Annotated in this window: 12 protein-coding genes; 5 read left to right on the top strand and 7 right to left on the bottom strand. The window is 45.0% G+C overall.

The window, feature by feature from the left end; translation table 11 throughout:
* Window positions 1–98: 98 nt before the first annotated feature.
* The 3 genes from CKV62_RS01270 to CKV62_RS01260 all read left to right on the top strand — a co-directional run bounded on the left by CKV62_RS01270 (window position 99) and on the right by CKV62_RS01260 (window position 2278).
* Window positions 99–929 carry a metal ABC transporter ATP-binding protein gene (locus CKV62_RS01270; protein WP_231968346.1) on the top strand — a complete coding sequence of 277 codons (831 nt, stop codon included), beginning with the start codon at window positions 99–101 and terminating at the stop codon, window positions 927–929.
* The gene (locus tag CKV62_RS01265) at window positions 922–1740 is read left to right on the top strand and encodes a metal ABC transporter permease (RefSeq protein ID WP_095065055.1); all 819 of its coding nucleotides are present in this window, start codon (window positions 922–924) and stop codon (window positions 1738–1740) included. The genes CKV62_RS01270 and CKV62_RS01265 overlap by 8 nt, the downstream gene beginning before the upstream one ends.
* Window positions 1741–1873: 133 nt before the next feature.
* Window positions 1874–2278 (top strand): Fur family transcriptional regulator, encoded by a 405-nt coding sequence (locus CKV62_RS01260; protein WP_095065053.1) that lies wholly within the window; start codon window positions 1874–1876, stop codon window positions 2276–2278.
* Window positions 2279–2466: 188 nt separating this feature from the next.
* Here the strand turns inward: CKV62_RS01260 and CKV62_RS01255 are convergent, their stop codons facing one another.
* From CKV62_RS01255 to bioD, 3 genes are all read right to left on the bottom strand, one after another.
* Window positions 2467–3807: an anaerobic C4-dicarboxylate transporter gene (locus CKV62_RS01255; protein ID WP_095065051.1), complete on the bottom strand. Its 1341-nt coding sequence runs from the start codon at window positions 3805–3807 to the stop codon at window positions 2467–2469.
* A gap of 188 nt (window positions 3808–3995) precedes the next feature.
* On the bottom strand, window positions 3996–5384 hold the full coding sequence (gene bioA, locus CKV62_RS01250; RefSeq protein WP_095065049.1) for an adenosylmethionine--8-amino-7-oxononanoate transaminase: 1389 nt from the start codon (window positions 5382–5384) through the stop codon (window positions 3996–3998).
* Between the two features lie 137 nt (window positions 5385–5521).
* The gene (gene bioD, locus CKV62_RS01245) at window positions 5522–6277 is read right to left on the bottom strand and encodes a dethiobiotin synthase (RefSeq protein WP_095065047.1); all 756 of its coding nucleotides are present in this window, start codon (window positions 6275–6277) and stop codon (window positions 5522–5524) included.
* Window positions 6278–6625: 348 nt separating this feature from the next.
* On the opposite strand from bioD, the gene CKV62_RS01240 reads away from it, so the two are divergent.
* Together CKV62_RS01240 and CKV62_RS01235 are read left to right on the top strand one after the other, a co-directional pair.
* A complete protein-coding gene (locus CKV62_RS01240) occupies window positions 6626–7666 on the top strand; it encodes a YeiH family protein (RefSeq protein WP_095065045.1) in 1041 nt (346 codons plus the stop codon).
* A 201-nt stretch (window positions 7667–7867) separates the two neighbouring features.
* Entirely contained in the window at window positions 7868–8482 is a 615-nt protein-coding gene (locus CKV62_RS01235; protein ID WP_095065043.1) for a LysE/ArgO family amino acid transporter, read from the top strand.
* Window positions 8483–8523: 41 nt separating this feature from the next.
* Here CKV62_RS01235 and CKV62_RS01230 read toward each other — a convergent pair whose 3' ends face one another.
* From CKV62_RS01230 to CKV62_RS01215, 4 genes are all read right to left on the bottom strand, one after another.
* Window positions 8524–9426, bottom strand: coding sequence for a LysR family transcriptional regulator (locus tag CKV62_RS01230; RefSeq protein WP_095065041.1), 903 nt, complete (start codon window positions 9424–9426; stop codon window positions 8524–8526).
* A gap of 114 nt (window positions 9427–9540) precedes the next feature.
* Window positions 9541–10734: an MFS transporter gene (locus CKV62_RS01225; protein ID WP_095065039.1), complete on the bottom strand. Its 1194-nt coding sequence runs from the start codon at window positions 10732–10734 to the stop codon at window positions 9541–9543.
* 221 nt (window positions 10735–10955) lie between these two features.
* Window positions 10956–11561 carry a ferric reductase-like transmembrane domain-containing protein gene (locus CKV62_RS01220; RefSeq protein WP_095065037.1) on the bottom strand — a complete coding sequence of 202 codons (606 nt, stop codon included), beginning with the start codon at window positions 11559–11561 and terminating at the stop codon, window positions 10956–10958.
* Between the two features lie 106 nt (window positions 11562–11667).
* Window positions 11668–12936 carry a putative porin gene (locus CKV62_RS01215; RefSeq protein ID WP_095065035.1) on the bottom strand — a complete coding sequence of 423 codons (1269 nt, stop codon included), beginning with the start codon at window positions 12934–12936 and terminating at the stop codon, window positions 11668–11670.
* Between the last annotated feature and the right edge of the window lie 8 nt (window positions 12937–12944).

Below are 12944 nucleotides of genomic sequence, written 5' to 3'. Positions count from 1 at the left end.
CACATCTTCTTTGTTGCAGTTGCGACTCAGTTGCATTTGTAATATAGTTATAGTATAAACGTACCAAAAATTTTGTCAATCAGAAAAGTGGTTTTCATATGTTATCAATTAAACACCTTTATTTTTCCTATCAGGGTCAACCGCCATACGTGTTGAACGACCTTAATCTACATATTCATAATGGTGATTATATATCCATCGTCGGTGACAACGGTTCCGGTAAAAGTACCTTGCTTCGCCTTATCCTGGGCTTTCTGACACCTGTAAAAGGCAGTATCAGACGGAGTACAAACAACATCCGTTATGTATCTCAAAAGAATGATTTTTCCCACGCCGGCTTTCCCATTACGGTAAGAGAAATCCTCGACTCCTATCGTAAATTATTAAAGATTAAAGATAAAAACGAAGCAAATCGCGTTCTATCTTTAACCGGCATGACAGACTTTAAGGACCGTCTCATCAGCAAGCTGTCCGGCGGTCAGGCACAGCGAATCTCCATAGCCCGCGCCCTCATCGGTCATCCGGATCTCATCATTCTCGACGAACCGTCTACAGGTATCGACCGTAAAAGTCAGGAGGGCATTTACGCACTCCTGCGCGAGCTAAACCAGAAGCATCATATTACAATTATTTCCGTAGAACACAATTTGGAAATGGCCCTTGCGAACTCCACGAATATTTATCATATTGCAAACGGACAGGGACATCTCTGCTCCCCGGAACAGTATGCCAACGAAATCATGCACAGTTCAGGACGTAATCCTGTAGCGCACATGGACTGCTCCTGTTTCACGGATATCAGAAAGATCAGCGATACAATAGGCGTAGATAATACAACTCCGATGTGTAACGAAACATTAAATCCACCATCAGATGTACAGACTGATACATTATCAAATATGACAACCGAGGAGGTGCGCCATGTTTAATTATTCATTTATGCAGAACGCCTTCTTCGTGGCCCTCTGCATCTCTCTGCTTTGCCCGTGTATCGGCATCTTTATGGTACTGCGCCGCTCCAGCATGATCGGCGACACCATGAGTCACGCATCCCTCGCGGGGATAACGCTCGGTCTGTTGACGAACACCAATCCCATTCTGGGGGCCTTCATCTTCACCGCCATCTGTGGCGCACTCATCGAGTTCTTGCGAAAATATTTCGCACACCATCTCGACCTCATCCTCACCATTATTCTATCCCTCAGCATCGGTACCGCCATCACCTTAATCAGTTCAGGGCTGTTGAAAGCAAACGCCAATGTATTCTTCTTCGGCAGTATCCTCACCGTCAATACGACGGACATGATCAGCATCGGAGCACTCACGGTTTTATCGGTACTCACCCTATACTTCTTGTATAACTCCCTCCTCTACATTGCGTACGATGAGGAAGCGGCTCGCATAGCGGGCGTAAAGGTTGATCTCATCAACTATATCTTCGCCATCCTCATGGCGGCCGCCGTATCCATTTCCATAAAAATCGTCGGGGTCCTCGTACTAAGTGCCATGATTGCCCTTCCCGTAGCATCCGCTCTGCAACTGGAAAAAGGATTCAGAGTAACACTCCTCTGCTCCGTCGGATTCAGTTTACTCGCCATGATTATCGGCCTCTTCGGCTCCTACTACCTCAATGTAGCACCGGGCGGCTTCGTATCCCTCACATCAGTAGGTATCTTATTAATAGTACTGGTCATCAAGAATATCCGTGCAGTTATGAGGCGTTTACAGTTCAGCAAATAATCGCGACAGTTTATATATTTCCAATTATGAAAGTATTACCGCCGAAAATCAGGTTTAATTTCAAAGACTATACTGAGAAATAAAGAGCAGCTTTCATAAAAAATACGTATAGTAACGGGAACGGGGAAATTTTATGAAGAATATACAATGGCCGGAAGGCATAAAAAAAACCAGACAGCGGGAAGCCATCTGGTCCATATTAACAACAGCAAAGAGACCCGTCACAGCCGTTGACATCGCCGACCGGATCGGCGAAGGTACAACATGGATGTCCACTATTTACCGTACCCTGGAATTACTCGAAACAAAAGGTATCATCACGCGTACCACCATCATGGGCAGTGATATGGCGTACTATGAGATCACACCTCATACACATCGGCACTATGCGGTATGCACCAGCTGCGGTACCATGATCCCGCTCCATACCTGCCCCGTCGTGGAAATGCCGCAGGAACTGACGGAGGCGGGATTTACCGTGACAGAACACCATCTGGAAATAGCGGGTCTATGTAAAAAATGCAATAACAAGAAATAAAAATGATGCCCAGAGAATCAAACGCCGGGCATCATTTTTATTTACTTTGGATACCTTAAAAACACAATATAGCATAGCCTTACAGGATGGTAAGGGCAATATCTATATACAAAAAGGACGTAACTGTATAGTTACGCCCTCTATAGTTTCATAATATATTCTATTTAACCGTATTCAGCTTTCACCAATCACAACATCAACGGAGCCACAAGAAATCCGAGTGCCACGGAGATAGCGATGGCAAGTACGCCCGGAATGAAGAACGGATGGTTGAATACGAGATTACCGATCCGTGTGGATCCCGTATCATCCATCTGTACAGCCCCTAACAGTGTCGGATATGTCGGCAGTACAAAGAGCGCCGATACGGCCGCAAAGGATGCGATAATGATGTACACCGATTCCGTATGTTCCGGTGTAATACCCAACGCCAGGATTACGGCCGGCACCAAAGCCTGCGTCGTAGCCGCCTGGCTATAGAGTAATGTGCTGGCAAAGAAGAATGCCACCGCCAACAGGAACGGATACGCCGTTACAAGGCTGGACGCAAGAGCTTTAATCTCAGGGATATGTCCTTTTACAAAGGTATCCCCGAGCCATGCAACGCCCAATACGCAGACACAGGCGGATAAGCCGGATTTGAACGTGCTTGTATTAACAAGATCCGCCGTATCAAGTTTACAGAAGAATGTAATCGCTGCCGCGATAATCATCATAAAGCCTACGATAGCATCATTCCGACCGAAGATAACAGGCTTGATGATACCGATATTTTTAGAAATAGCCGTCGCATAAAATACGATACAGATAATGCCGATTAAGAAAATCAAAACAGACGTCTTTGCCCCCGGTTTTAAGTGGAAATCAACACTCTTTTCACGAGGTGGCGCCACATGGCCCGCCGCCAATCGTTCCCGGTAAACCGGATCAGAAGATAAATCATTATTCGCAAATGTAGACATGATAAACGCCGTAATCATAACGCCCACAAAAGTTGTGGAGATACAGATGGCGAGCAGTGTCGGATAATTCACGCCAAACGGTTCAAGGAATCCGCTCATAGCCACGACCGCCGCTGATACAGGGCTCGCAGTGATACCGATTTGACTTGCCACCACGGCAATCGACAACGGAACGGAAGGTTTAATATTCTCACTCTTCGCCACCTCCACGATAACGGGAATCATGGAGAATGCCGTATGTCCGGTACCTGCCAAAATCGTAAGAAAGTACGTTACGGTCGGAGCAAGATAGTTGATATGCTTCGGATTTTTCCGCAAAATACCTTCCGCAATACGCACCAGATAATCAAGGCCGCCGGCGAGTTGTAATGCACAAATCGCTGCAATAGCAGACATGATTATAAGGATTACGTCCCATGGAATTTGCCCCGGGAACATCCCCATCCCGAGACTCAAAAGGACTACCCCCAGCCCGCCGGCGTAACCGATACCCATACCGCCGAGTCGTACACCGAGGAAGATGGCCCCAAACAAAATAATAATCTGCATAATTACATAAATGTCCATACGATGACCTCCTTTATACATATATAGTATCATAAGTATACTTAATTATCATAGTGAAACAGCATTGTATAGAATATAGTTTTTAAGTTTCAATATACCCCCATAAAAATAAGAGCCGCACGTATCGTTTGCCCATACGGAGCAATATATCGATAAGTGCGGCTCTCGTTTATTATATGCTGTAACCTTTATAAAATAATCGGCTTCATGTCTTCTAATACGCCTTCCTCTTCAGTGGCACGGCGAATGCTTTCACCGACAATGCGTACCATATCTTCAAGCTGTTCAACGGTGGAGGCCAACGGAGGCATCAGAATCACCACATCCCCGATCGGACGACAGATAAGGCCCTGTTCACGGGCCAATACGGCAACCTTCGCGCCGACCGCATCATTCGGACGATATGCTTCGTGCGTTTTCACATCCTTTTCCAACTCAATCCCCACGATGAGGCCTCGTTGGCGCACTTCTTTTACATGTTCGAGGGATTCGATCGGTTTCAATGCCTTTGTGAAAGCTTCAATCTTAGCCGGCAACTGTTCCATGATATGTTCATCTCTGAACACTTGCAACGAAGCCAACGCTACGGCGCAGGCTAACGCATTCCCCGTGTAGGAGTGACCGTGATAGAAGGTTTTTCGTTCCTCAAAGGTGCCGAGGAATCCGTCAAAAACCTGTTTCGTGGTGAGCGTCGCCGCCAACGGCATATAACCGCCCGTGATGCCCTTCGACAATGTCATGAAATCCGGTGCCACATCCTCCTGCTCACAGGCGAAGAATGTGCCGGTACGACCGAAGCCCGTAGCCACTTCGTCAACGATAAGGAATACATCATGAGCTTTAGTGAGCTCACGAACCCGTTTCAAATACCCTTTCGGCATGACGAGCATACCCGCAGCCGCCTGTACTAACGGTTCCATCACAAGGGCTGTAATTTCATCACCTTCACGGTCCAGGATGCGCTCCAATTCCGCCAGAGACTCTTCAAAAGCCTGCTCCCGTTCCGCTACATCCCGATACACACCGGGACTTGGCAAAGTAATCGGCTTAAATAATAAATTATGGAACACTTCATGGAATAGCTGAATGCCGCCGACGGATACGGTTCCCAGTGTATCACCGTGATAACCCGCGTTAAGGGATATAAATTTTGTCTTTTTAGTTTGCCCGACCTGTTGACGATACTGATAGGCCATCTTGATGGCAATTTCTATGGCCGTACTGCCGTCATCGGATAAAAATACTTTATCGAGTCCTTCCGGCGCCAGTTCCACCAATTCCTTACACAACTGTGCCGACGGAGGGCTCACAAGACCCAACAATGTACTGTGAGCGATTTTATCCGCCTGGTCTTTCAAAGCCTGATTCAACACGGGGTGATTATGTCCGTGAATATTAACCCACAAGGACGACACGCCGTCATAATATTTCTTGCCGTTCTCATCGATGAGATATATCCCCTCACCACGCTCGATTACTACCGGTTTCTGTGCGAGCCAGTCCTGCATCTGCGTAAACGGATGCCATACGAATTCATGATCCCATTGTGCCGCCTGTGAAAGCTGTTTTGCTGCCATCATATCACCTCATACTTACGATATTTCTATTGTTATATTAATTTTAAATTGTTCCATAAAGCCCATAGTATTCTTGTGAACACCTGAAATATCTACCTTGTCATTTTGTCCAAAAGGAAAGATAATTCATTGCTGTTTCAACGGAAATCCAGCACCGTTTTCCACAACTGTTCCGAGTCTATAAAGGACCGTCCCCATCCAAGCCGTACGCTATGAATATTCGGGCCTTGATACGGCGGCAATGCACCTGCTACCGGAAGTCCCGTATACCGCTCCATATCCTCTATATTCGTCTTTAATAAAAACGGGTCCACTAATGTCGTATCGTTTACGATGATTGCTTTCACGAAGATTCCGTGAGCCTTCGCATACTCGCAGGTCAATACGGCCCGGTTAATAGAACCCAAACGACCGTCGGCAATCATAATCGTCGGTAGCTCGATGGCTGCCATAAAATCCGTAAATGTCTTATCCCCGTAAAGAGGCGTCGTAATACCGCCCGCCCCCTCTACAAATGTCAGATCATAGCGCGATACCACATCTAATGTATGACGCACCACATCATCGTAATCAATGACTACATCCGCCAGCTCCGCAGCGAGACGCGGCGAGTAATCCCCCGCTAAAGCATACGGATTTACCTCGTGTCGGCGTGATTCCGGTATTCCTACAGACTGCATCAGATACGTAGCATCCTTGCTTTCCAGATCATTTCTTACATTATCCTCATCCATCGTAATGCACTCAGGAAACGGCACCGCACTGGATGACACAGGCTTCACCATTCCCACGGAAAAGCCGTCATCTTGAGCCATTGCACCTAATAAACCTGTTACGAACGTCTTCCCCACATCTGTATCCGTACCGATTATCGATATACCGAGCTGTTTCATCGGGAAACCTCCCATCATATAACAAACTATGAGTTAACCGTTTCATTCTGTCGAGTTAACAATCTCATTTGCAGTATACAGCCGAACCGCATATATAGTCAACCGTATTTAATTATTCAGTTTACAGAAAAATTAAAAGTACAGAGTACGACTTAATTACTAAGTTATATTAAATATTCTCTACCGTAATTAATACTAAAAATAATGAATATCTTGAATATCATGTATATTTTATTAATAGAAGTATAGATTTACGTCCCCCGACTGTGATACTATTAATTACGTAGTATATTACGCCGCATGATACCACATATGACGTAACTGTATGTACAGTAAGGAGGTTTTATCATGGGTATCAATCAAAAGACATTGCCCGGCATTTTGCTCTGTGCGATTCTCGCTATTCCTTGTTGGCTGTTAGGACAACAGTTCCATCTCATCGGCAGCCCTATTTTCGCCATTATTTTAGGTATTATCATCGGATCCATATTCACTTCCTGGAAACGTGAAAAAACAGGGACCGGTATCGGATTCACATCAAAGAAAATTTTGCAGTGGGCCGTTATCTTACTCGGCTTCGGGCTTAATATTACACAGATTCTGCATGTAGGCTGGATTTCGTTACCTGTCATTATTTCCACCATCGCTACATCGCTCATCGTGTCGTATGCGCTCTACCGCTTCACCCATATCGATTCCAATACGGCGGTCCTCGTCGGCGTCGGCTCCTCCATTTGCGGCGGATCCGCCATTGCCGCTGCGGCTCCGGTCATCAAGGCGGACGACCAGGATATCGCCCAGGCTATTTCCGTCGTATTCTTCTTCAATGTAGTGGCAGCCTTCGTATTCCCTGCCTTTGGTGACATGATCGGCCTCTCCAACATGGGATTCGGGTTATTCGCGGGCACAGCCGTTAACGATACATCATCCGTTACGGCAACGGCGGCCGTATGGGACAGCATGAAAGGCACCGGTACACAAGTTCTTGAATATGCAACCATCGTAAAATTAACCAGAACCCTCGCAATCATTCCTATCTGTCTCGGTCTTGCCAGCTATCAGGTATATAAAGCCAAAAAAGATGCCGCTCAGTCCGGTGGCGGTTCTGTCAGCATCGCTAAGATTTTTCCAAAATTTGTACTGTATTTCGTCATCTGTTCCTTGATCACTACAGTGTTATCCTATATAAAGATAGATACTGCATTCCTCAATATCTTTAAACCTATTTCCAAATACTTTATCACCATGGCCATGGTAGCCATAGGCCTCAACACGAACATTGTAAAGCTCATCAAATCGGGCGGTTCCGCCCTCGCGTTGGGCGCCTGCTGTTGGATCGCCATTACGGCGGTCAGTCTTTTGGCACAGCACATGATCGGTTTATGGTAAATTTATAGCAAAATAACAAACTTCATCTAGTCAACAACAACCGACATATGGTATAGTTAATGTATAGGAACTGAATGTTATACCTCCTATAATCTCTTAAAAGATGTACCCTCGCAGGTACTGATTAAAGTCGATTATAGGGGGTATTTTTTATTATATTTATATATGTTCATCACATCTATAGGAGAGAGGAGAGATCATATGTATTTCTTACAAGGGCTGCTCATCGGTCTCGCCACCTTTGCACCGGTAGGCATGCAAAACTTATTCATCATCAATACGGCTCTTGTTCAGCCGGTGAGACGTATCCTATTGACGATTCTCATCGTAGGTGTCTTTGACATGTCGCTCAGTATAGCCGCCTTCTTCGGCATCGGTGCACTTCTTGAAATCTGGCCTTTACTGAAGCTGGGCGTCCTTCTTATAGGCGGTATTTTAGTATCTTATATGGGCTACACCACGTTCAATACGGAGCCGGATATACGCAATGTAGACACCAATGTACCTATAAAGAAAATCATGATGTCCGCGCTCGTTGTATCCTGGGGCAATCCACAGGCTATCATCGATGCGAGCATGATGTTAGGGGCTTTCCAGGCAAACTTGCCACGAGAAGGTATTTATCAATTCTTTGCGGGATTCCTGACCATGACACCGATCTGGTTCGGCTCTCTCGCGACGGCGATGCATCTGTTATCAAAGAAAATAAAGTTTTCACATATGACAATAATCAACCGTATTTGCGGTAGTATCCTCATCGTATACGGCATAAAACTCGCCATCAACGGAATCCATATGCTCTTGGAACTACTGTAATTATCAAAACTACTACTGTAAAAGCCGTTAGCATCTCATTGCTAACGGCTTTTTTCTACGGATAGTTCATCTAGTATCTGTTTGAACATATCACTGAATATATTTATATATGTATTTGTCTGGTTTAACTGAGACACGAAAAAATACTGCTTTTCTATGGCGTGTCCATGATTGGTCACCTGTTTTCGCTCTATGCCCTGCATCGGCTCCGTCAAATATTCAAAACAGTCCAATAACAGCAATCCTTGATTACCGGCTACCAGGTATCTCGCCTCCTCCAACGTACGGGCGTACGCAAAGGCACCATTATAGCCGATAGCCTTTCGATAATGTTCCTCCTCGCCAAGTGTATACTTACCGCGACACACCAAGATGAGCGGCGCATCATCAATCTGTTTGATATCGATACTTTCAGTTGTCGTGTACCCTTGCGGAACCTCAATAACAGACCGTGCGGTCCCTACGAGATGAGTGTCATATATGTCCGCCAGGACCTGCCATTGATCATTAAACACAACATCTACGCGACGATCCTGTAGCATACCGTACAATTCTTCGTGACTGCCGCTGTACATGCGGATATCAAGATTCTTATGACTCTTTGCCATGCGGATGACGGTCTGTTGCAAAATCACGCCACTATAGCGATTTAAATAGCCGATGCGCAAACTGACCCTTGCATCTGTACCGATACGTGTCGTTTCCACCGTAATGTCATGAAATCGCTCCAACAGTTTCTTGCCCGTCCGATACAGATACTGCCCGGCCGGTGTCAGGTGAAAGCTGCGTTTTTCACGCACAATCAACTCCACGCCCAACCCTGTTTCCAAAGCCTTGATCTGCTGCGATATGGCGGACTGAGAAATATATTGTTCATTTGCGGCCTGGGTAAAGCTGTTATTCTCTACGACAGACACAAAATACTCCAGCTGTTTTAATAACATAAGGATATTCACTCTTTACAAACTGTCTATACCAAAAATAAAAATTTACATATACATCTTTATAAATCATCGACTTAACGGCGATTGGAAAATCAAAAAACTTGAACAATTGCACTAAATAGATTTACGGATCAGATTTTGGTAGATAAATAATGCAGCCGCAAAGAAAATGCCTGCCGTACTCCAAAAAACCGCACCATATCCGAAACCACGTGCAATCATACCGCTGATAACCGGTCCCAGAACATTCCCCATCATCGCCACACTGGATACGGCGCCAAAGACGATACCCCTACGCTCTACGGGCACGGCCTGGGAAATGAGGGTATTCGCAATAGGCGTAATAAAGCCCATAAAGAAACCTGCAATAGCCCGAAAGGTCCCCAAGGCCCAAACGCTCGGCACGATATACTGCAATACGAAAAATCCTCCTACCGCACAAGTCGCCATCAGCAAAATTCTCGGCATGGAAAGGCGTTTTGAGAAATGGCCGATGGACAGGGATGCAAGAGCGCTGAAAATACCGGCACCGAAAATGATAACCCCCACAATAGTCGCTACATACTCATCGTTAACATTCATATAATGTTTGATATAAAGCGGTAGAATCGGACCTATGCCGGTAATGCCGAAATTACAGAGAAACTGCATGCCCACCAGCAACCGAACGGTCGGTATCGATAAAAATGATTTAATCAACGACCACTGTGATTCCTTCTCGTCCACCTTATGTGTAAACTGCAAATTAGGCATTAAAAAATACACACCCAACAGACAAAGTCCCGACAAGGCGGAAAAGAGGAAAAATGGAGCCCGATACCCCAACAAGTCCGCCGCCAATCCGCCCATAAGGGGGCCGAAAACAAGGCCCATCACCATGGATGCCTGATAAAGCCCCATGGCCCACGGCACCTTCTCCTCCGGCGTAATCAATATAATGATGGCAAGACCTATCGGCACATAACCGCCTACGAGCCCCTGCAACGTACGAAGAGCCAATAGCTGCAGCGGTGTTTGTGTAAATCCGCATACACCTACAGAGGCCGTCAGAGTCAAGAGAATAAAAAGCATCACCTTGCGCGGTCCTATTTCATTAGCCTTACGGGACCAGAACGGCGCACTCAAAGCCACCATACAAGGCGTTACACCGGATACAATTCCCGCCCACATAGCGGCTTCACCCTGATCATGGAGACCCAAATCGACCAGGAATAACGGTATAAAGGATAGAATACCTATAATGGTTATTCCCGCGCCGACTTGAATGGCGCAAATCAAATATATCAATCGTTTCCAATCAGAACCCATATGCGTCCTTCTTTCCAATTCGATGAATCGTAATCTAAACTTATAGTATCGTTACCTAAACTAATTGTATCGTAAAGCACATAAAAAGACCATCAGTTCCGCTGATACGACATTTAAAATTTTACCTTTAAAATGACATACAGCAGTATCTGATGGTCTTTGAATATTCTTTTGCAATGCTCAGCCTTATTGTTTCCAGACTTTGCTCTCACAGAACACAATTATTTTTGTTTGAACATCCAGTAAATATAGTAAATAACTAAGGCATAAGTTAACACATCGAACACAGGCATGAACGGTACCATTTTGGACAGGCGTCCGAAACCGTGCACATGAATATTCGCCGCTATGATGGCGACGAGGTTAAGCCGGTGAATCCAGATCGCCTTTTTGCGGGATATGGACTTTGCCATATTTCCGATCCACGGGGTCAAGTATAAAATACCGAACACCAATGCAATAAGCATGGATACCGTGGATACATAGCCGCCCCAGAAACCCAACGGAGATTTAACGGCTTTAAGAAAATATACATACCAGTGAATACATACAAGTACCACGGTCACAATCCCTAAAATCCGATGAATTTGAAACATCTCCGCCGGATTATACCGCTTAATAAACCATTTAGGTTTCGTCGCGATATAAGTCATCACAAGCCATGTCACATACGGTACAAGACCTAGATGAACCTTCCAGTTACCAAACGATCTCCCGCCGGAGACATAACCGTATTCCACTAGCCCCATAAAAATCAAGGACAAAATAATAACCCACCACAAAATATGATACTTGCTCTTAAATTTTTTCTTAGCTACTTCCGCCATAATAAACCTCGTTTCTTCATCTCACTACAGACTATTATACGACTGATACTTGTGTTACAAACACTTTATCTCTAGAGCTACCTCTAATTTCCAGTTGTATCTCTAATTAAAATTTAAAGTTGAGATCTGCACGATAGTAATCATTTACTTTATTACCTTCATGCGTCTTTGCATGGAATCCATAATAAGCATTGATGCCGACATTCTTTTCCGGTGCATAGGATGCGCTTAATTGCCATGCTTTATAGCCCTCAAATCGCTTATTTTTCTGCAGATCATTGGACTCATATTTTTGAGTTTTAAATACCGGTGCATTTTTGGCCTGATCAAAATAATCTAAATGAACTGTCCAGGAGTTTTTCTTATCAATCTTATACTCACCCCATTTAACACCTACGTTCCACACATCGGAATCACTAACGCCGGAAGCTTTTACCCATTCACCTTCCACACCGAACTGTCCAAGATTATATTTTGCATTAAATCCGTATACATTATCAAAATCATTATTCCGCTTACCATTGGACATACGTACATTAGCTTTTCCCACATGTGCAAGCATAGCACCTACATCAAAATGCTTACCGATTTGAACCCTGGCATTTACCAAACCCACATCACCATTATCATCCTTGCTCACCTTCGCAAAACGCCCGGCAGTCATATAACCATAAGCGCCGTTCAACGTAACATTGCCGAGTTTTGCCGTAGCCCCGACACCGTCAAAATTAGAGGAGTAAATCAGACCGTTACCGAATTTCTGTGTATAACGGCCCGCATCGACGATAACATTTTTACCAAATTTATGCTCCACATAGGCTAGATCCCAATCAGCCTGTGCCGTCTTGGAGGAATCACCGAATTCAATAGAGCCCGTCGTGATACGAGCTTTGACCGAAGTATTTTTATTGACCTTTGCATCAAGTCCCAACCGTACACGCGTGGTAAATTTATCTTCGTAATCATAACCATCAATACCCTCTTTACCGATATAATTGATACGCGCATCCCCTGTAATTTTTACCTTACCTACACGATCTTCGAGTTTTGCCACACGAACGCCCAATGTATTCAACTCATTAGAAAACTCATCTGTCAGGCGATTCAATAAAGCCTGCTGCTCCGCATTGGCACGGTCCTGATTTGCCAACCCTTTCGCAATCATTTGCGCCATTTCATAGCGGGTAATATTGTTTTGTCCTTTGAAAGTACCATCCGGATAGCCGTTAATGATACCTGCTATCGCTAACTGATCAACAGCTTGATAGGCCCAACTGTCGGAGGACACATCGGAAAAAGGGTTGATGGCAAACGCTGTCACTACGCTCATTAGGGACATCACTGCAAAAGCACTGGTAATCTTACGTTTCTTCATAATAAACC

It is taken from the genome of Veillonella rodentium (assembly GCF_900187285.1).
GTDB lineage: Bacteria > Bacillota > Negativicutes > Veillonellales > Veillonellaceae > Veillonella > Veillonella rodentium.
Note: the sequence above shows the minus strand (reverse complement) of the source record. Positions and strands in the feature narration are given on the sequence as shown.